This window comes from Burkholderia sp. 4M9327F10 (genome assembly GCF_005503145.1).
Lineage (GTDB): Bacteria > Pseudomonadota > Gammaproteobacteria > Burkholderiales > Burkholderiaceae > Paraburkholderia.
The window spans coordinates 31,132-51,484 of the sequence record NZ_SCNV01000061.1; the positions used below are offsets into that span (position 1 = coordinate 31,132).

Annotated in this window: 16 protein-coding genes; 7 read left to right on the plus strand and 9 right to left on the minus strand. The window is 63.6% G+C overall.

The features are described 5' to 3' along the window. Nucleotides 1-87 precede the first annotated feature (87 nt). Nucleotides 88-636 carry a DUF6013 family protein gene (locus FFS45_RS34375; protein ID WP_137959088.1) on the plus strand — a complete coding sequence of 183 codons (549 nt, stop codon included), beginning with the start codon at nt 88-90 and terminating at the stop codon, nt 634-636. Nucleotide 637: 1 nt separating this feature from the next. On the opposite strand, the gene fetB is transcribed toward FFS45_RS34375, so the two are convergent. Beyond that, complete coding sequence (fetB, locus tag FFS45_RS34380; protein WP_137959089.1) at nt 638-1,447, minus strand: iron export ABC transporter permease subunit FetB; 810 nt, start codon at nt 1,445-1,447, stop codon at nt 638-640. Next, nucleotides 1,444-2,157, minus strand: coding sequence for an ATP-binding cassette domain-containing protein (locus tag FFS45_RS34385; RefSeq protein ID WP_137959090.1), 714 nt, complete (start codon nt 2,155-2,157; stop codon nt 1,444-1,446). Before FFS45_RS34385 ends, fetB begins: the two co-directional genes overlap by 4 nt. Before the next feature lie 146 nt (nt 2,158-2,303). Here FFS45_RS34385 and FFS45_RS34390 point away from each other — a divergent pair, with 146 nt between their 5' ends. After that, a complete protein-coding gene (locus tag FFS45_RS34390) occupies nt 2,304-4,778 on the plus strand; it encodes an AsmA family protein (RefSeq protein WP_137959091.1) in 2,475 nt (824 codons plus the stop codon). A gap of 93 nt (nt 4,779-4,871) precedes the next feature. Here FFS45_RS34390 and FFS45_RS34395 read toward each other — a convergent pair whose 3' ends face one another. Beyond that, a complete protein-coding gene (locus FFS45_RS34395) occupies nt 4,872-5,372 on the minus strand; it encodes a hypothetical protein (RefSeq protein WP_074264787.1) in 501 nt (166 codons plus the stop codon). A gap of 388 nt (nt 5,373-5,760) precedes the next feature. Here FFS45_RS34395 and FFS45_RS34400 point away from each other — a divergent pair, with 388 nt between their 5' ends. From FFS45_RS34400 to FFS45_RS34410, 3 genes are all read left to right on the plus strand, one after another. Continuing rightward, the gene (locus FFS45_RS34400; RefSeq protein WP_137959092.1) at nt 5,761-7,371 is read left to right on the plus strand and encodes an ATP-binding protein; all 1,611 of its coding nucleotides are present in this window, start codon (nt 5,761-5,763) and stop codon (nt 7,369-7,371) included. A gap of 136 nt (nt 7,372-7,507) precedes the next feature. After that, nucleotides 7,508-7,987 carry a response regulator gene (locus tag FFS45_RS34405; protein WP_137959093.1) on the plus strand — a complete coding sequence of 160 codons (480 nt, stop codon included), beginning with the start codon at nt 7,508-7,510 and terminating at the stop codon, nt 7,985-7,987. Nucleotides 7,988-8,075: 88 nt separating this feature from the next. Then, nucleotides 8,076-10,064, plus strand: coding sequence for a response regulator (locus tag FFS45_RS34410; RefSeq protein WP_137959094.1), 1,989 nt, complete (start codon nt 8,076-8,078; stop codon nt 10,062-10,064). Nucleotides 10,065-10,216: 152 nt separating this feature from the next. Here FFS45_RS34410 and mscL read toward each other — a convergent pair whose 3' ends face one another. The 4 genes from mscL to mfd form a co-directional block, all read right to left on the minus strand. Then, nucleotides 10,217-10,669, minus strand: a complete 453-nt coding sequence (gene mscL / locus FFS45_RS34415; protein ID WP_137959095.1) for a large conductance mechanosensitive channel protein MscL — start codon at nt 10,667-10,669, stop codon at nt 10,217-10,219. 101 nt (nt 10,670-10,770) lie between these two features. Then, nucleotides 10,771-11,793: a threonine/serine dehydratase gene (locus FFS45_RS34420; RefSeq protein WP_137959096.1), complete on the minus strand. Its 1,023-nt coding sequence runs from the start codon at nt 11,791-11,793 to the stop codon at nt 10,771-10,773. A 122-nt stretch (nt 11,794-11,915) separates the two neighbouring features. After that, on the minus strand, nt 11,916-13,175 hold the full coding sequence (gene argE, locus FFS45_RS34425; RefSeq protein WP_137959097.1) for an acetylornithine deacetylase: 1,260 nt from the start codon (nt 13,173-13,175) through the stop codon (nt 11,916-11,918). A gap of 141 nt (nt 13,176-13,316) precedes the next feature. Beyond that, complete coding sequence (gene mfd / locus FFS45_RS34430) at nt 13,317-16,796, minus strand: transcription-repair coupling factor (protein WP_137959098.1); 3,480 nt, start codon at nt 16,794-16,796, stop codon at nt 13,317-13,319. A 120-nt stretch (nt 16,797-16,916) separates the two neighbouring features. Here mfd and ispD point away from each other — a divergent pair, with 120 nt between their 5' ends. Together ispD and ispF are read left to right on the plus strand one after the other, a co-directional pair. Continuing rightward, nucleotides 16,917-17,627, plus strand: coding sequence for a 2-C-methyl-D-erythritol 4-phosphate cytidylyltransferase (gene ispD, locus FFS45_RS34435; RefSeq protein WP_137959099.1), 711 nt, complete (start codon nt 16,917-16,919; stop codon nt 17,625-17,627). Between the two features lie 33 nt (nt 17,628-17,660). After that, nucleotides 17,661-18,140: a 2-C-methyl-D-erythritol 2,4-cyclodiphosphate synthase gene (ispF, locus tag FFS45_RS34440; RefSeq protein WP_137959100.1), complete on the plus strand. Its 480-nt coding sequence runs from the start codon at nt 17,661-17,663 to the stop codon at nt 18,138-18,140. A gap of 797 nt (nt 18,141-18,937) precedes the next feature. Here ispF and FFS45_RS34445 read toward each other — a convergent pair. Further along, nucleotides 18,938-19,462 carry a carboxymuconolactone decarboxylase family protein gene (locus tag FFS45_RS34445; protein WP_137959101.1) on the minus strand — a complete coding sequence of 175 codons (525 nt, stop codon included), beginning with the start codon at nt 19,460-19,462 and terminating at the stop codon, nt 18,938-18,940. A 76-nt stretch (nt 19,463-19,538) separates the two neighbouring features. Continuing rightward, the gene (locus tag FFS45_RS34450) at nt 19,539-20,087 is read right to left on the minus strand and encodes a peroxiredoxin (protein WP_137959102.1); all 549 of its coding nucleotides are present in this window, start codon (nt 20,085-20,087) and stop codon (nt 19,539-19,541) included. Between the last annotated feature and the right edge of the window lie 266 nt (nt 20,088-20,353).

Consider the following 20,353-nt stretch of genomic DNA (forward strand, 5'->3'; position numbering starts at 1 on the left):
GGGTCCGCTTGGCGTTAGACTGGCAGGGCGTGAGGCAAAGTCGCTGCGCGACGCGAGCGTGCAGCGGCACAACGACGAGGTGACCGCATGAGCCCCTGCTTCCGACTCTCCGCCGTTTCTGTTCTGGCCGCCCTGGCGTGCACGCTGACGCCGCTGGCCCACGCCGTCACGCCGATCACCGTCACTTCGCAAGCCGCGCCGGATGGCCCAATCCGCTATACCGTCAAGGTGACTTCGAAGGAGTTCGGCAACGCGCAGGAAACGCGCACGATCCGTTCCGGCGAATCAGACGATTTCACATGGAAGACGACGCCGCCCGGCAGCCCGGTTGCGGCGCCAGAGCAATGTCCTGACTACGACTCGTTGCCGCTCGACACCAATGGCACGGTGCTGCGGCAAACGCAGATCCGCTTCGCGCCGGTGGTTGCCGATGACGGCACGGCGACCGTGCAACTGAGCTTCCAGGCCCTCGCGCCACACGGCACCAAAAACGTGACCCATGCGGGCAAGACGCTCAAGTGTCCGAACGACGTGCGGCTCAGCCAGATCGTGCGTTTCACGATGCCCACCAACGGCAGCACGAAGACGCTGACACTGACTGACGGGACTCAGGTCGCCGTCTCGGCGAAGCGTTGATTCATTGCCGCGCGCTCGCTGCCCGCTCGACCAGCCTCGATGCCAGAAACCGGTGTTCCGGTGAAAACAGCCGCCGGTACGTGAGCAGCACTGCGCCCACCGTGCCGAGCGCCGAGGAAGCGGCGATCAGGAACATGATCACGATCTGATAGCGCACGGCCTGCAGCGGCGACTGGCCGGCCAGCACCTGGCCCGTCATCATGCCGGGCAGGCTGACGACGCCGACGACCGCCATCTGGTTGAGAGTCGGGATCATGCCGGCTCGCACCGCTTGCCGCGCCGGTCCCTGGGCTGCTTCCCAGCGGGTCGCACCGAGCGCGAGCGCCATCTCCACGCGGTCGCGGCGGGCGGTCAACTCTTCGGTCATGCGCTCGATGCCGAGCGACACTCCGGTGAGCGTGTTGCCGAGGATCATGCCGAGAATCGGAATCGCATATTGCGGCTCGTACCACGGGCGGATCCGGATCACCACGAACAGGCCCACCGAGGCCACCAGCCACGAGCTGAGCCAGATGGACAGCACACTGTCGACGCGCTGTCCGGCATAAGTGCGCGCGCCGCGCTGCGCGCCCGCGAAGCCGGCGATCAGGGTCATCAGCACCATCAGCGGCAGCACCACGAACCAGCGGTCGAAGCGGAATACCCAGCCGAGCACATAGCCGATGGCCAGCAACTGGACGACGGTGCGCACCGCGGCCCAGGCCAGCTTGCGTTCAAGATCGAGCTTGAGCGCGACCGACACCGCGCCGTTGACGATGATCAGCAAGGCCGCGATCGCCAGATCCCAGAGGCTGAGGTTTTGCAGGGTCATTGGGTGCGCTCCTCATCGGCGTTGGGGCTGCGCGCCGCTTCTGCGAGCACGCCGGCGCGCATGGTCAGATGGCGCTCGCTCATGCGTTTCGCCTGGGCCGGATCGTGCGACACCCACACCGAAGCATGCGGCTTGTCGTCGGCGTTAAACCAGGCCTCTATCAGCCCCTCGATCGCATGCGACGACTCGGGGTCGAGCGAGGCGGTGGGCTCGTCGAGCAGCAGCACTTCGGGCGAGAGCTGCAGGACGCGGATCAGCGCGGCGATCTGCGCTTCGCCGCCCGAGAGGTCGCTTGCCCGCTTGTCAAGAAAGTCGGCGCCGCGGCCCGCCTGCAAGGCGAGCGAGGCGGCCCTCGCGCGATCAAAGCTAACGTCGCGGTAGGCCTTCAGCGAAAACGGATAGCGCAGGTTGTCTTCGACACTGCCGTCGATAATCGCCGGGCGCTGGCGGATATAGGCGACGTTGCGCCGGTAGCGTGGAATGGCCGCGCGCCCGACCCGTTTGCCGTGCCAGGCCATGCGCCCGCCATCGAGCGGATCGAGCAGCGCAAAGGCGCGCAGAAATACGCTCTTGCCGGAGCCCGACGGCCCGGTAATGGCGACCCGGTCGCCTGCGTAAAGAGCAAAGCGGGTCGGTTGCAGCAGCATCTGGCCGCTCAACGGGTCGCGCCGGGTGATGTCCTCGGCGTCGACGATCGGACTGTCCGTCATGGTGAGGGTCCTGGCGATAGGTACAATGCACGCCCCGCGTCGCGCCTCGGCACGCCGCTGTGGCTGGCCTTGCCAGAAGGCCGGTGCGGTGAACCGGGCACGCTAACTGCTGTCCGATACGGAAACAGAAAAGAACGGAGTTCCTCATGGCAGTGTCGCGGACGCCCGGCGGGCGAATTGGCAAGATCATCGCACGGCTCGTGGCGGTAATCGTTGTGCTGATCGTCGCACTGGCGGTTTTTATTCTGACGTTCGACTGGAATCGCGCGCGTCCATGGGTGGACCAGAAAGTGAGCGAGGCGATTGGCCGGCAGTTTGTCATCGAGGGCGATCTGCGGGTCGGCTGGCGCCATCCGGTGGGCGAGACAGGCTGGAGGGCCTGGGTGCCCTGGCCGCGTTTCTCGGCTGCCAATATCACGGTGGCCAACCCCGGCTGGGCGAAAGAGCCGCACTTCGCGACGCTCGACGAGATCGACTTCGAAGTGGCGGTGCTGCCGTTGCTCGCACATGACATCGTAATTCCGGCGATTAATCTGGTGAATCCCTCGGTCGATCTGGAGCGGCTCGCCGACGGGCGCGACAACTGGACTTTCAAGCTGCAGTCTTCCGCTGGGCCGTCGGAGTGGAAACTGGACCTGCACGACATTGCGTTCGCCCGGGGCAATATCGCCTTGTCGGATCAGCAGAGCAAGACCGAGATGCAGGTTGCCGTCGATACCCTCGGCCAGCCGATTCCGATCGGCGAAGTCATGAAGGAACAGGAAGCGTCCTCGCGCAGTGCGTCCGCGCAGGTAGTCGGCAAAGAGGGGGCGAGCCGTCTCACGGCCCAGGCAAATGCGATCGCGGCATCGGAGGCGGCCGCTGCCTCGGCCGCCGCGGCTGCCTCCGGCGCCTCAGGGGCCTCAGGGGCCGCAGGCACTTCAGCCGCTTCGCAGGCCGCCTCGCAGGCCGCGGCCGCCGCGCCCGGCGGCGCCGGCTCCAGCGCGGCGCCTGCCGGCAGCGAGGCGACCATGACATCGGCGGCTTCCGCGCCGGTCAATGCGGCGAGCAGCGTGGGCGCTGGTGCGCGTCCACCGGTCCCGCCGTACGCCATCGGCTGGACGGTGAAGGGCTCCTACAACCACACGCCGGTATCGGGCAGCGGCAAGCTGGGCGGGGTGCTGGCGTTGCAGGACATCAACCGGCCGTTCCCGTTGCAGGCCGACGTCAAGGCTGGCGATCTGCACGTGGCGCTGGTGGGCACGCTCACCGATCCGGCCCACCTCGCCGCGCTCGATCTGCGCCTGTGGCTGCAGGGCACGAGCATGGCGCATCTGTACGCGCTCACGGGTGTGACCCTGCCGGAGACCCCGCCGTATGCCACGGACGGCCGGCTGGTTGGCCAGTTCAAGCGCGACGGCAATGTCTTCAAGTATGAGAACTTTACGGGCCGGGTGGGCGGCAGCGATGTGAACGGCTCGCTCACCTATAGCGCGCGCGAGCCGCGGCCGCTTCTGCAGGGCGAACTGGTGTCGAACCTTCTGCAGTTCTCCGATCTGGCTCCGGTGATCGGCGCGGATTCCAGCGCGAGCAAGGCGAGGCGCGGCGACGCGACCCATCAGCCGGCGGGCAAGGTGTTGCCGGTCGAGGAGTTTCGCACCGACCGCTGGAAGGCGATCGACGCCGACGTGCAATTCACTGGCCGGCGTCTGATCAAGAACCCGGACCTGCCGATTACCAACCTGTACGCCCATGTGGTGTTGACAGACGGCGTACTGTCGCTGACGCCGCTGTCATTCGGGGTGGCGGGCGGCACTCTTGCATCGGACATCCATCTGGACGGCAGCAGCACGCCGCTGAAGGGCCGTTTCTCGACCTCGGCGCGCCATCTGAAGCTCAAGCAGTTGTTCCCGAACTTCAAGACGATGCAAAACGCCCTCGGTGAAGTGAACGGCGACGCGGCGCTCTCCGCGACCGGCAATTCACCGGCAGCGCTCGCGGCCACGGCGAACGGCGAGGTGAAAGCGCTGGTCACCGACGGCACCGTGAGCCGCCTGCTGATGGAAGCGGCCGGCCTGAATGTGGCCAACGTGGTCTATGAAAAGCTGTTCGGCACGGCCGACGTGAAGATCAACTGCGCCGCTGCGGACTTCGTGGCGACCAACGGCGTGCTCGACCCGCGGGTGTTCGCGCTCGATACGGACGACGCCGTGATCGACATCGACGGCAACGTCAATCTGCGCGACGAGACGATGGACCTCGGCGTTCACCCGCACACCAAAGGCTTCCGGGTGTTTACGCTGCGCTCGCCGCTATATGTGAAAGGCACTTTCAAAGACCCGCATGTGGGCGTCAACGCGACCGCTCTCGCGCTGCGTGGCGGCGCAATGGTCGGCCTCGGGCTGATCAACCCTCTGGCAGCGTTGATTCCGCTGATTGCGCCGAGCAATAACAAGCCGCTGCCGTGTACCCAGTTGTTGGCGAACGAACGCGCGCAGCCCACTGCGCCGCCGCCGGGACAAAAGCAAAAGGCACGGGCGCCGTTGTCGCTGGACGGTACGGCGCCGGCGGCGAGCGGCAAGGCGAAGGCCGCACCGGGCGCATTGTCGCCGGCGGCAGGGGCGACCTATCGGGGTAGCTAGGGGGAGTTGGGGACACGAGCCAAAAAACAGGCGCGCTCATGAAAACATGAGCGCGCCCCGATGTTGCGAAAGGTTGCGAAAGCGGAAAGAACGTTAGCGCAGCGAACGCGGGGTGGCATCGCCCGCGGCATCCTGGCGCCGCACGCCGCGGCGCGGCCCACCGACCGCCGCGCGGGTAGCGCCGAATTCCGGCAGGATGCGGCCGCGTGCACGGCTCGCGAACACCAGAAAGCCGAAGCCGTCCGCCTCATACCAGTAGCCGCCGTTTTCCAGCCCATCGAGCGGTTGTTCGAGGGCATTGGCGATTGATTCGATGCAGCGCCGGCGCAGCTCGGCCGGTGCAGGATAGGGCGGTTGCGCGCCACGCACGCTGCATAGGAGCACGTCGAGACCGGGCAGCACGTGGGCATACAGAACCGGCTCGTCCTGTGCGCGGGCCCGCGCGATCTTGGTGTCGAGCTGGCCGAACGGTTTGAAATGCCGTAGCACGGCCAGGAACGACTCATCGCCGTCCACCTTCGCGCGCCTACGCTTTTTCGGGAAGGACATAAAAATTCGCCTGAAAAAGAATTGCAAGAAACGCAGCGTCCTCATGCGACCACTCCCGGCTTCGCGCCGCCGCACGTCGATCTTTTATAGCATACGAAAATGCCAGATTCACGGTGATTCGACGATCAATCTGCCTCACACCCATCCGCACGAATCGTGCCGAATCGCCTTGCCGCGCGCATTCGCATCCCAGCACAGTCTCCATACTTCTGTCTCAATGATAGACGCACGCGCCGCGTAGGGGAGTCCCCCGCCATTAAAAAAAGACATTTTTATGTTGGCCAGCGCTTCCAGGGCGGCACGTTGAAATATCTCGGGTTCACGTCGATAATGAGCCGGTTCCGCTGCGGCGGTTCGGCGGACTGCGCCGCGTGGGGCAACGCGCAGCCCGCCGCCTGGACCGTGCAGCGTTCGAACAGACTACCAGGCGCACATGAAACTATTCACCAAGGGTCTGCTGCTGATTGCCATGCCGAGCGTGATCGAGCTGGGATTGCTCGGCCTCGTGTTCGACACCCAGCAGCAGGCGGCGCACGCCGCGCAGTGGGTGGCCAACAGCAAGCACATCCTGTATGAGTCGTCTTCGCTTATAGATCCGCTGCTGCGGCAAGCCGCGCGGGTCCGCACGGGCATGGTGGTCGGCGACGCCACGTTTCTCGACCGCCATGCGGCATGGGTCGATCTTGCGGACCGCCTGGCGCAACTCGAACAACTGGTGGTCGACACGCCGCAGCAGGCCGAGCGCGTGCGGCAGATGCGCGCCACCGTCGACGCTTACCGGCAGCAGGCCGACGACATCGCGAAGGCTCTGCATGAAGGGCGCAGCATGGCGCCGTTCGTCGCCCTCGAAGCGGGCGCCGTGCCGCGCCAGGTGGCGCTGTTTCGGGACCAGCTCGATGTATTCGTCACCGAAGAATCGCGGCTCGATGCCGAGCGCAACGCGTCGCTCGCACAAACCCGCGCTCGCCAGCAATATGCGCTGATTGCCGCGGTGCTCGGTTCCATGCTGATCTGGGGCATCACCGCGCTGGTGTTTGCGCGCAGCATCGGCCGCCGCCTCGAGGTGCTCACCGGCAACGCCGAGCGTCTTGGGCACGGCCGGCCATTGAGCGCACCGCTCTCGGGCAACGACGAAATCGCCGCGCTCGACGCCGTGCTGCACCAGACCGGCGCACGGCTGCGCGCGGCCGAGCAGGATCAGGCGGTGCTCAAGGCGAGGCTGGAGGCGCGCGCCAAGGAACTGGCCGGGGTCAACGAGGAATTGCGCCAGGAAACCCAGGACAACGAGATGTTTATCTATAGCGTCTCGCATGACTTGCGCTCGCCGCTCGTCAATCTGCAGGGCTTTTCGAAGGAACTGCAGGTTTCCTGCGACGAGCTGCGCGCCACGGTCGACGCAGCCGGCTTGCCGCAGGCCGAACAACAGCGCCTGACCAACGTGCTCGACGGCGACGTGCGCGAATCGCTGCAATTCCTGCGGACCGCCGTGACGCGCGCCGCCGCGATCATCGAGGCGCTGCTGCGCATCTCGCGGGCCGGGCGCCTTGAATATCAGTGGCAGCGTGTGAGTATCGGGCGGGTGGTGGCGCGGGTCGTCGACGGCCTCGCCGGCACGATCGAGGCGCGCGGCGCGCAGGTTACGGTGCGCGAGTTGCCGCCCGCCTGGGGCGACCCGGGTGCGATCGAGCAGATTTTCGGCAACCTGATCGGCAATGCACTTAACTTTCTCGATCCGGACCGTACCGGCCGGATCGAGATTGGTGCATTCGAGGCGGAGCCGGTGGACGAACGCCATCCTCCGGCCGTGCGCACCCGTACGTACTACGTGCGCGACAATGGGCTCGGCATCCCGGCGGCTTATATGTCCAAGGTGTTCCGGGCCTTCCAGCGCCTGCATGGCGAAGTGGCCAAAGGCGATGGCATCGGACTCGCGCTGGTGCGGCGCATGGTCGAACGGCACGGCGGGCGTGTCTGGGTGGAGTCGGCGGAGGGGGCCGGTTCGACGTTTTTTGTCGTGCTGCCCGAGCAGCCGGCGCGTCTGTGATGGGGCGAGGGAACAGGGACGATAGCCCGGCCCTTGATCCAGGCCGGCTCGCGTCGCGGCCTGCGAGGCTTGCGCGAAAAGTATGAAACACTAACAAAATGGGCACGCACCGGCGAACGGCCGGCACGGAGGCAGTATGAAGAATGGGGAAACGGTCAGCATTATTCTGATCGAGGACGACGACGGCCATGCCACGCTCGTCGAACGCAATTTACGCCGGGCCGGCATCTCGAACGGCTTTCTGCGGTTTTCCGACGGCCAGGAGGCGCTGGACTATTTTTTCGGCGAACCGCCGGGCGGGGATGCCGCCAGCAAATATCCGCCGCGCCAGGACCTGACGAACCTCGTGGTGCTGCTCGATCTGAAGATGCCGCGGGTAGACGGCTTCGAGGTGCTGCGCCGTCTCAAGGAAGCGCCGCAGACCGCAGCCGTGCCGGTGATCGTCCTCACGACCACTGACGACCCGCGTGAAATCGAACGCTGCTATGAGCTCGGTTGCAACGTCTACATTACGAAGCCCGTCGAATATGACGCGTTTATCGAGGCCGTGCGGCGTCTCGGTTTCTTCCTGCAGGTGGTGAAGTTGCCGCAGGGCCAGCGTTTGGCGGCGTCGTAACGGAATTGCTTAAGGTTGTGTAATGTTGCTTAAGGGACGAATCGGCCTGAAGTCCGTGAGAATAGATCTAGCCAACGAAAGAACCAGCATGACCGAAGACGTATCCACGCCGCCCGCGGCTTACGTGCTTGTCGTCGATGACGACGAAGGCATTTTGCGTCTTGCCCGCAAGTCGCTGCAGCGGGCCGGTTGCCGGGTGACGCTTTGCTCCGATGTCGGCAGCGCCCGTGAACGCATCTCCGTGGGCGCACCGGACCTGCTCGTGCTCGACTACCAGCTCAACGGTCCCGAGACCGGGCTGGATTTCTTCCGCCGCCTGCGCGCCGAGGGCGTGCGGATTCCGGCCATCCTCGTCACCGGCTTTACCGACGAGTCGCGTGTTATCGAGGCATTGCGCGCCGGCGTCTCGGACGTGGTGCCGAAGTCCGGCGACTATCTCGACTATCTGCCCGAAGCGGTGGAGCGGGTGCTTTCGCAGGTACGCCTGCAGCGGGCCTCGGCCGAGGCGGTGCTGCTGCGCGATCGCGAGCAGCATTACCGCACCTTGTCCGAGGCGCTACCGCATCTGGTGCTGACGTGCGGCGCCGACGGCGACTGCGATTTTCTGTCGAAGCAGTGGTTCGAATACACGGGTCTCGACGAAAGCCAGTCGCTTGGCCTCGCGTGGCTCGAAGCCGTGCATCCGGACGACCGCGAGGAAATCCGCCAGACCTGGCTCAAGGCGGTCAGGAGCGGTGCCGGCGACTATCGGCACGAGCTGCGCATTTGCCGCCATGACGGCGCTTACCGCTGGTTCGACGCACGCATCGTGGCGATGCGCGACGCCGACGGCGCCGTGACGAAATGGTTCGGCAGTTGCACGGATATCCATCCGCAGCGCGAAGCGATCGAGGAGCACGCACGGTTGCTGGCCTCGGAGCAGGCGGCGCGGCATGCCGCGGAAGAGGCCAACCGGGCCAAAGACCGCTTTCTAGCCATGCTCTCGCATGAACTGCGCACGCCACTCACGCCAGTGCTGGCCGGGGCGCGGGTGCTCGAGCTGATCCCCGAGCTGCCGGAACAGGCGCGTTCATGTGTGTTGATGATCCGCCGCAATGTGGAGCTCGAGGCGCGGTTGATCGACGATCTGCTCGATCTCACGCGGGTGGCCAACGGCAAGCTGCGCTTGTCGCTTGAAACGGTGGACGTGCATGAGGTGATCGACAGCGTGCTCGAGCTGTTTCGCAGCGAGATTCAGGTCAAGCAGCAGGACGTTCATATCGACAAGGCCGCCCAGCACCATTATGTGCTGGCCGATCGGGCGCGCCTGCAGCAGATGCTCTGGAACCTGATCCGCAATTCCGCCAAGTTCACGCCGGATGGCGGCCATATCTACGTGCGCACGCGCGATGAGCGCATGCAGGTGCAGATTTCGATCGAAGACACGGGGATCGGCATTGAGCCCGAGCAGATCGGCAAGCTCTTCAATGCGTTCGAACAGGGCAACCAGAATATGACCCGCCAGTTTGGCGGTCTTGGACTGGGGCTCGCCATTACCAAGGCGCTCACCGACGTGCATGGCGGCACGGTGACCGCGCAGAGCCCGGGCGCGCACTGCGGCGCGACCTTTACGATTACGTTGCCGACGGCCGCCAAACCGGTCGAGCAGCCGGTCGTGCCGGCTCCCGCCGCGCCGCATCCGGCGGGCATGCTGACGGTTTTGCTGATCGAGGATCATATCGATACCGCCGACGTGATGGCGCAATTGATCCGCGGTCTCGGTCACGACGTGACGGCGGTGGGACGGGTGGCCGATGCGCTGGCGGCCACGCAGTCGCAGCCGTTCGATCTGATTGTCAGCGACGTCGGATTGCCGGACGGTACCGGCCTCGATTTCATCAAGGCATTCCGTGAGCATTCGGACGTGCCGGCCGTGGCTTTGACGGGCTTCGGCACCGATGAGGACGTGCGCCGCTGTCTCGGCGCGGGATTCACCTCGCATTTGACCAAGCCGGTGAATTTCACGCAGCTTGAACAGTTGATCGAGAGTGCGGCAAACGTCAAAGCCGAGAAAACCGCCGGGAGCGATTCCACGTAGTGCGAACTTTTGGCAAGGCGTGATTCGCCTGCCGATAAAAAATGCCTGCTGCGAGAGGTTTCGCAGCAGGCATTTTTGTTTTGTGTCCGACGCTTCGCTATACGGATGCGCGGCGATTTAACAGTTGAAGAGGCTCATCAGACCGAAGATGTTTAAGGTGTACGCGGCGCGTTCTTCAGCGAATCACGGATTTCACGCAGCAGCAGCACGTCTTCCGGCGTCGGAGCGGGCGCCGGCTCTTCAGCCGCAGCGGGCTTACGCAAGTTGTTGATGAACTTCACCATCAGGAAAATGATGAACGCAAGAATGATGAAGTTGATCAGCACCGTGATGAACGAGCCGTAGCCGAACACCGCCACGCCGGCCGTCTGCAGGTCTTTGTACGACTCAGGGCTGCCCTTGAAGCTCGCCGGGATGTCACCCAGGCGAATGAACTTGTTGGAGAAATCCAGGCCGCCGGTAGCAACGCCGACGACCGGCATGATCAGGTCTTTGACAATCGAATTAACAATGGTGGAAAACGCGCCGCCGATAATCACACCGACTGCAAGATCCATCACATTGCCTTTAAGGGCAAATTCTTTAAATTCCTTGATCATGCTCATAAGGCATTCCTCCTTGAAGTCGATGGCGCCATGATAGCCAACGTCTGAAGGATAGGGTAGTGCTTTTAAGGGCGTGCTTCGGTCTGCAATCGACCCGGAAACTATGACTCGAGTGCGCGTGCCCGTTCGATGTGGCTGGCAAAGCTGACCGCATCGATATTGGCGCCGCATAGCAGCACGCCAACGCGCTTGCCCTGCAGCGTCTCGCGCAACGGACCGAGCAGGGCCGCCGTGGCGGCTGCGCAGGCCGGTTCCACCGCGAGCTTCAGTTGCGTGAAGAGCGTCAGCATGGCCGCGCGCAACTCGTTGTCGCTGACCGTGACCAGCCGGTCGATATGGCGCCGGCACAATTCGTAGCTGTACTGCTCAGTATGGGGAGCCATCAGCGAGTCGGCAATGCTGTGCATATGCCCCATCTTGACCGTGTGATTGGCAGCGAAGCTCTTGCTCATTGCATCGGAGCCGTCTGGCTCGACGCCATATACGTGAATGCGCGGGTTTGCCAGCCGCAGTGCGGTCGAGACACCGGCGGCGAGGCCGCCACCGCCGATCGGCACGATCACGGCATCCAGATCCGGCGTCTGCGTGGCCCATTCGTAGCCGAGCGTCGAGGTGCCGAGCACCGTGCGGTAACCGTTGAACGGATGCACGAAGTAGCGGCCCTCTTCGGCCTCGATGCGCCGGACGATTTCGAAGGCCTCAGCGCCGTTTTCGGCCAGCACCATCTCCGCGCCGTACTGACGGCACAACGCAACGCGCGCCGGGTTGGCCGAGCGGAACAGCACGACCTTCGCACCGATGCCGAGGCGCATTGCCGCATACGCGACCGCCACCGCATGATTGCCGCCCGACACGCAGGTGACGCCGGCGCTGCGCTGGGCTTCGTCGAGTGCGAGGAGGTTGGTGAACGCGCCGCGCGTCTTGAAGCTGCCGCCCGCCTGCAACAGCTCGAACTTGAAGTTCACCACCGTGCCTTCCAGCGAGGGGAAATCGAGCTTGTCGAACACCGGCGTGCGGGCAACCCACGGCGTCAACGCGAAATGTTGCGTGGCGATCGCGTCGAGCGTTGGAATCGGTTCGCCGTCGATCGTATGGTCGGTGTGCTGCGGCGTGGCGGTGGACATGGCGTGGGGTGCAATCGTTCGTTCTGTTTGGAGTCAGGCAGCTCGGGGCAGTTCAGTTGTTTGGTCGTTTAGCCGTTTCAGGTTCCGCCCGCGCAACCGGGCGGGCTGACGGGCGGTGCTTCTCAATGCGCATGAGCCTCCACCGACATGCTGTGGATCAACTTGCCAAGAAAGCGTTCGCAAGCCACCAGTTGTTCGAGCGCGACGAACTCGTTGGCCTTGTGCGCCTGCTGGATATCGCCAGGCCCGCACACGATGCTCGGAATCCCCGCCAGCGAAAACAGCCCCGCCTCGGTACCGTAGGCGACCTTGCGCTTGTCCTGATCCGCGGTCAGCGCACGCACCAGTTGCGTGATCGCCGCCTGCTCCGACGAATCGAGGCCAGGCGCCGCGGCAATCTTCGAGAACTCGATGGCAGCCGATGGATGTTCGCGCAGCATTTTCGGCAACAGCGTTTCGCGGGCGTACTGATCGATGCGCGCAAAAATCGGCTCCGGGTCGAGCGTGGGCAGATTGCGGAATTCGAACTGGAAGCGGCATTCGGCGGGGACTGTATTGATTGCGTTGCCGCCCTGGATGGTGCTGGTCTGCGCGGTGCTGAACGGCACGTCGTAGAGTTCGTCGAACGGACCCTGTTCGCGGAACTGGTCGGCCATATCGCGGATATAGCAGATCAGGCGCGCGGCGTACTCGATCGCGTTCAGACCCTTCGGCGTCAGCGACGAATGCGCCGCCTGGCCGCGCACGCAGCATTGATATGTATTGATGCCCTTGTGCGCGATGATCGGGCGCATGCTGGTCGGCTCACCGACGATGCAGCCATCCGGCTTGATGCCGCGTTTCATCAGGTCTGCAATCATCAGCGGCGCGCCGACGCAGCCCACTTCTTCGTCGAACGAGAGCGCGAAGTGAATCGGCTTGGCGAGCCTCGTGCGCTGCATGTGCGGCAGGAGCGTGAGCGCGGCGCCGATGAAACCCTTCATGTCACAGGTGCCACGGCCGTAGAGCTTGTCGCCGCGCACTTCCGGCTTGAACGGATCGCTGTCCCACTGCTGCCCGTCGACCGGCACGACGTCCGTATGGCCCGACAGCACGATGCCGCCGTTGGTCTCACCGTCATGCGCGGGAATCGTCGCGAACAGATTGGCCCATTTGCCGCTTTCGTCGTGAGTCAGCGTACTTTCGACGCCGGCTGCGCGCAGTTCGTCGCGCACCGTTTCGATCAGGCCGAGATTCGGATTGCGGCTCACCGTATCCATCGATACGAGGCGCGTGACCCAAGGCAGCGAATCAGGCAGCGAAACCGGGGAGGAGGCTTGCTCGGACGAGGCAGGAGAGGCGGGCGTGGGTGCTGAACGCGCTGATTCGGCAACGTGAGACATGACGAAACTCCGACTTTTAAGTCTTTCGATCATACCCAAAAAATGCCGCTCCGGCTTGCAGATCTCTACGCTGCGGCGGGCGTCTTGCGCGCCGCAGCGTAAGGGGGACAGGCCGGTTGGCCCGCCCCGGGCTGGCCGGCTTCAGCGTGCCGCCGCGGTTGCCGTTCCGCGCGTGGGCGAGCCGAGTGCGCGCAGGGTCTCCTTGACCGTCGCGACCCGCACCGCCAGATCGGGGCTGCGCGTTTCGATGCGCAGCTTGTCCTGGCCGGCAAGCTTGATGTGCTTGTGCTTTTGCACCATCTCGATGATCCGCATCGCGTCGATCGGCGGATTTGGAATGAATTGCAGGCCGATAACCGATTCTCCCGCGTCGATCTTCGAAATCCCCAAGGGCTTGGCCGCGAGCCGCAGGCGATGCGTTTCGACCAGCGCATGCGCCTGGGGCGGCAGTTTGCCGAAACGGTCGATCAGTTCTTCCTGAATGCCGTCGATCGAATCGTTGTGTTCGCAATTGGCCAGCCGCTTGTACAGCGACAGACGTTCCTGCACGTCGCCGCAGTAATCGGCCGGCAGAATCGCCGGGGCGTGCAGGTTGATCTCGGTGGTGGCCGCGAGCGGCGCCGTGAGATCGGGTTCCTTGCCTTCCTTGAGCGCCTTGACGGCATCGTTCAGCATGTCGGTATAGAGCTGGAAGCCGATTTCCTGGATCTCGCCCGATTGCTTGTCGCCAAGCACCTCGCCGGTACCGCGAATCTCGAGGTCGTGCATGGCCAGATAGAAGCCCGAGCCGAGTTCTTCCATCTGCTGGATCGCTTCGAGCCGGCGCTGTGCCTGCTTGGTGAGCCCTTGCGGGTCGTGCACCAGCAGATACGAATAGGCCTGGTGATGCGAGCGTCCGACACGTCCGCGCAGCTGGTGCAACTGCGCGAGCCCGAACTTGTCGGAGCGGTGAATCAGGATCGTGTTGGCGCTCGGCACGTCAATGCCGGTTTCGATAATGGTCGTACACAGCAGCACGTTGGCGCGCTGCGCGACGAAATCGCGCATCACCCGTTCGAGTTCGCGCTCGTGCATCTGGCCGTGCGCGACCGCAATGCGCGCTTCGGGCACCAGCGCTTCGAGCATCTGGCGGCGGTTCTCGATGGTCTCCACTTCGTTGTGCAGGAAGTAGACCTGGCCGCCACGCTTGAGCTCGCGCAGCATGGCCTCGCGAATCACACCGTCCTCTTCGCGGCGCACGAAGGTCTTGATGGCGAGCCGCTTTTGCGGTGCGGTGGCGATCACCGAGAAGTCGCGCAGGCCTTCGAGCGCCATGCCGAGCGTGCGTGGAATCGGCGTGGCAGTCAGCGTCAGCACGTCCACTTCGGCACGCAACGCTTTCAAGGCCTCCTTCTGACGCACGCCGAAACGATGCTCCTCGTCGATGATGACGAGCCCCAGGCGCTTGAACTGCACATCCGAGGACAGCAGCTTGTGCGTGCCGATCACGATATCGACACTGCCTTCGTTGATCTGCTGGATCGCCGCGTTGACTTCCTTGGTCGATTTGAAGCGCGACAGTTCGGCGATGCGCACCGGCCAGTCGGAGAAGCGGTCCGAGAAGGTTTGCGTATGCTGCTCGGCGAGCAGCGTGGTGGGCGAGAGCAGCGCCACCTGCTTGCCGCCCATCACGGCGATGAAGGCCGCGCGCAGCGCCACTTCGGTCTTGCCAAAACCGACGTCGCCGCAGACGAGCCGGTCCATCGGCTTGCCGCTCGTCATGTCGCCGATCACGGCGGCGATCGCCGCGGCCTGGTCGGGCGTTTCCTCAAAGCCGAAGCTTTCCGCGAATTTCACGTAATCGCGCGGTTCGAGCGCGAACGCATGGCCCTCGCGGGCGGCGCGGCGCGCGTACAGGTTGAGCAGTTCGGCGGCGGTGTCGCGAATCTGCTGGGCGGCCTTGCGCTTGGCCTTTTCCCACTGGCCCGAGCCGAGCGAGTGCAGCGGGGCGCTTTCCGGATCGGCGCCGCTATAGCGCGAGATCACGTGCAACTGCGCGACCGGCACGTAAAGCTTGCTTTCGCCCGAGTATTCGAGGTGCAGGAACTCGGTTTCGCCTTCGCCGAGGTCCATGGTCACGAGACCCATGTAGCGGCCGATGCCGTGCTGGGAATGCACAACCGGGTCGCCCACTTTCAGCTCGGACAGATCGCGCACCATCGAATCGACGTTGCTCGCCTGTTCCTGGCGGCGGCGCCCGGCGCGGCGCGCGAGCGGGCCGTACAACTCGGTCTCGGTGACGATGGCAATGCCTTCGGCCGGCACGGCAAAGCCGCTGGAGAGCGGCGCGACCCCGATGACGAAGCGCTCGTCGCCCGTCAGCCAGTCGTTGAAGCTGTCGCTCGACGTGGGCCGCAGATGATTGTCGGCCAGCAACTGCAGCAGGGTCTCGCGCCGGCCCGCCGATTCCGCCGCGAACAGCACGCGATTGGGCGTGCTTTGCAGATAGGCGCGCAAGGCTTCGACGGGGTCGTCGGCATGCCGGTCGATGGCGAGATTGGGCAGGGGCGTCGACCAGCCGCCGCCGGCGTCGGCCGGCAGCACGAGGCGCGCGAACGGCTTGGCGAAGGTGAAGAAGTCCTCGTCCGAGAGAAACAGGCGCTGCGGTTCGAGAATCGGCCGGTCGCGGTCGTGCGAGAGGAAGCTGTGACGCTGCTTCGTGTCGTTGGTGAAGCGGCGGATGGCCGCATCCAGATCGCCGACGAACGCGAGTTGCGCGCGCTCGGGGAGATAGTGGAACAGCGTGGCGGTCTCTTCGAAGAAGAGCGGCAGATAGTACTCGATGCCCGCCGACGGCACGCCATTGCCGATGTCCTTATAGATCGACGCGCGGCTCGGGTCGCCCTCGAACACTTCGCGCCAGCGGCTGCGAAAGGCGGTGCGGGCGGCCTCGTCGAACGGGAATTCGCGGCCCGGCAACAGGCGCACGTCTTTCACCGGATAGAGACTGCGCTGGGTGTCGGGGTCGAACGCGCGGATCGAGTCGACCTGATCGTCGAACAGGTCGATCCGGTAGGGCAGCGGCGAGCCCATCGGGAACAGGTCGAGCAGCGAGCCGCGCACGCAATACTCGCCCGGACGCACGACCTGGCTCACGTGCTCGTAGCCCGCCAGCGTCAACTGGGCCTTTAGCCTGGCTTCGTCGAGACGCTCGCCCTGGGAGAACGAGAACGTGTACGCCGCCATGAAGGAGGCGGGCGGCATCCGGTAAAGCGCCGTGGTGGCGGGCACCAGCAGGATGTCGCAACGGCCTTCACCGAGGTCGTGGAGGGTGGCCAGACGCTCGGAGACGAGATCCTGGTGCGGCGAGAAGGTATCGTAAGGCAGCGTTTCCCAGTCGGGCAGCAGGCGGATACGGGCTTGCGGCGCGAAGAAGGCGATTTCCTGCGCGAGGCGCTGGGCGTCGACCGCGCTCGCGCACACGACGGCGAGGAGCGGCACCTGTTCGCGATAGGCGAGGTGATAGCGGGCGATCAGCAGGGCATCGGACGAGCCGTGCGTGCCGTCGAAGGCGAAACGCTGGCCGGCCTTGACGAGCGCGACGGGCGAGGAGGACTGCGATGATGCGGCGATGTCTGGCATAGAGGGAAAAGGCGGCCGGTGGGTCACACGTGAGCGGCAAGTTTACGCGTGTCATGGCGTGGATGCGAAGGACCTATTATAAAATCCGTCCTTTACTTTGACTTCGCGGCGTCCGCACCAGTGACTTCACGTCTTTTTGCTCTGATTCCGTGCGCAGGCACCGGCAGCCGATCCGGCGCCGCGATGCCCAAACAATATCGCACTGTAGCCGGTCGCGACCTGTTGCATTATTCGCTGGCCGCGTTCGACGCCTGCAGCGAGTTCGCGCAGACGCTGGTGGTGATCGCCCCTGACGACCAGCATTTCGACGCCCGGCGCTTTGCCGGCTTGCGTTTCGCGGTGCGCCGCTGCGGCGGAGCGTCACGCCAGGCCTCGGTGCTGAACGGCCTGCACGCGCTGGCCGAGTTCGGCGCGCACGACGACGACTGGGTGCTGGTGCACGACGCGGCACGCCCCGGCATTACGCCCGGCTTGATCCGGGCGCTGATTGGCGCGCTGAAAGACGACGCGGTGGGCGGCATCATGGCGCTGCCGGTGGCCGACACCTTGAAGCGGATTGCGCCGGACAGCGGCGGGCGGATTGCCCGCACCGAACCGCGCGGCGGCTTGTGGCAGGCGCAGACACCGCAGATGTTCCGGATCGGGATGTTGCGCGAGGCGATCCTGCTGGCGCAGCAGGACGGACACGACCTGACGGACGAGGCGAGCGCGATTGAGTGGATGGGTCACGCACCGCTGCTGGTGCAAGGCAGTTTGCGCAATTTCAAGGTTACGTATCCGGAAGATTTCGATCTGGCTGAGGCGATCCTGAGCCGGCCGACGGCTTCCTGAAGAGTTTTATCGTTGATAACCGGACTACAAGCTATGGATTTCAGAATCGGACAAGGGTATGACGTGCACGCGCTGGTGGCGGGGCGGCCGCTCATTATCGGCGGCGTGACGGTGCCGTATGACCGCGGGTTGCTCGGGCATTCCGACGCGGACGTGCTGTTGCATGCGATTACTGACGCTCTCTTTGGCGCTGCCGCGCTGGGGGATATTGGGCGGCATTTTTCTGATACTGATGCGAAGTTTGCGGGAGCGGATTCGCGGGTGCTGTTGCGGGAGTGCGCTGCGCGGGTGGCTCAGGCTGGGTTTTCTATTGGCAATGTGGATAGTACTGTGATTGCGCAGGCGCCCAAGCTTGCGCCTCATATTGAGGCTATGCGGGTTAATATTGCTGGGGATTTGGGGTTGCCGCTTGATCGGGTTAATGTTAAGGCTAAGACTAATGAGAAGCTTGGGTATCTTGGTAGAAGCGAGGGGATTGAGGCTCAGGCTGCGGTTTTGTTAATCAAGAAGTGATTTGCTTTTTGGCCTGCGCGGCGCTTTTTTTTGGTTTTCTCGCGGTGTTGGCCTCTCCTTGCTTTCTTATCGGTCTATTAGCGTTGCCCCTGTGCGGGGCGGCACCTACTTTTCTTTGCCGCCGCAAAGAAAAGTAGGCAAAAGAAAGCGGGCTGCAACCGCCAGCTTGTAGTGAGCCATCCCGGTTCGCCATCGGGAACGGCCCAAGACGAGACCCGTCCTCGCACACTCCTCCTTAGTGACAAAGCACTCATCCGTTCCAGCGTTGCGCTGCGCGCCCCGCCGTCGGGCACAACTCCTTCTTGAAACTCTATAGGTATTCTAAATATTGCGGCTTGCCGATTTTCGTTAAGCTAACGCCGCTTGCCGGCGGAGAGCCCTTGATGCGCTGTGGTGCTGAATTATTAGCGGTGGACCTGGCTGATCCACCGGTTTTCCTGTGCAAACCCATCCGCGACGCACGGAGTGCGGAGTGGGGTGGATGAGCGCTGTGTCACGAAGGGTGAGTTTGCGAGGGCAGGTCTCGTTTCGGGCCGTTTCCGGTGGCAAACCTAGATGGCTCACTACGGGCTAGCGGTGTGAGCCCGCTTTCTTTTGCCTACTTTTCTTTGCGGCGGCAAAGAAAAGTAGGTGCCGCCCCGCACAGGGGCAACGCTAATAAACCAGAAGCAAAACAAGGAAAGGCCAACACCCCAGGAACACCAACAAAAAGCGCCGCGCAGACAAATAACGTCAAATAGAACCAAAAACGCCACGCAAAAAACCCGCGCAGCGTCCCACAGAAAGTGAAACATCAATTACTTCCCTTCAGCAACAATAACCTGCGCTGCAGCATTAACAACAGCCGCAACCCTCCCAACATCCCGAAGCTGAGTGGAACTCATCCCTTCAGCCACAAGCGTATCAAAGTGCGATTTAACACAAAAATGGCACTTGCCAATAATAGAAGCGGCCAGCGCATACATCTCAAACCGCCGCTTATCAACACCCCCATGCGAAGCATAAGCATTCATCCTTAATCCCGCCGGCTGCGATTTCAGATCCGCGCTGTCTGTCATCTCGACATACGGATACCAGACATTGTTCATCCCCATCAACGCTGCCGCTGTCAGCGCGCCATTGACCTCCTCCGGGGACAGCACGCTCGCATTGCGAATCGCATCCACAATCACCGCGCTCTTCGCCGCAAACGCCGCCGCCAGCGCCACCCCCACCGCGTCATTGCCCGCCAGCGACGAGCGCGCAATCGTGCCGTCCAGGTTCAAACGAATGTCTTTAGCGTAGTCCGGTACAAGTGCTTTAATCGCAGACAAGAATTCCATTGACATCTCCTATCAGGTTGCCGATAAAAAAGCCCGCCGGCTCTTTCAAGCGTGGCAGGCTTCCGGCTTGCACGGCTTACAGCGTCGCGCCGCCCACTGCACGGTTGCACGGGCACAGTTCGTCCGTTTGCAGGCCGTCCAGAATCCGCAGCACTTCTTCCGGGTTGCGGCCGACGTTCAGGTTGTTCACCGAAACGTGCTGGATCGTGTTGTCCGGGTCGACAATGAACGTCGCCCGCAGCGCCACGCCGGCTTCCTTGTCGCGCACGCCCAGTTGGTCGATCAGCTCGCCCTTGACGTCGCCGAACGCGTAGTGGTTCAGCTTGTTCAGGTCCTTGTGCTCGCGGCGCCACGCCAGCTTCACAAATTCGTTGTCCACGCTGCCGCCCAGCAGGATCGCGTCACGCTCTTCAAAGTCGCCGGCCAGCTTGCCGAATTCGACAATTTCCGTCGGGCACACAAACGTAAAGTCCTTCGGGTAGAAATAAATGATCTTCCACTTGCCCGGGAACGACTGTTCGGTGATGTCCTCGAACGCCGACACGCCGTTTTCTTCGTGATTGTTGAAGCCCGGCTTGGCAGCGGTGACGGTGAACGCTTCGAGTTTGTCGCCAACGGTTTTCATGAGGAATGCTCCTGTGAAGGTCGCCAATGAGTGGAAAAACCAGCCAGTCCAAGCTACCTGTCCGCTGTAACGGGTACGTTACACAGACTTGACTATAAGTACATTGCTGCATCGCAACAATAGTTTTTGGCTAAGAGGGTGAATAGCTTTTCTTCACTCAATGGATAGCCGGCGCAAATGCCGCCACTTTGCGTCGAATCGCGGAAGGTGCGTTGCGTAGCGGCCATGGCGGGGCACGCAATGCAACACCGGCGCCTTGCTCGGGT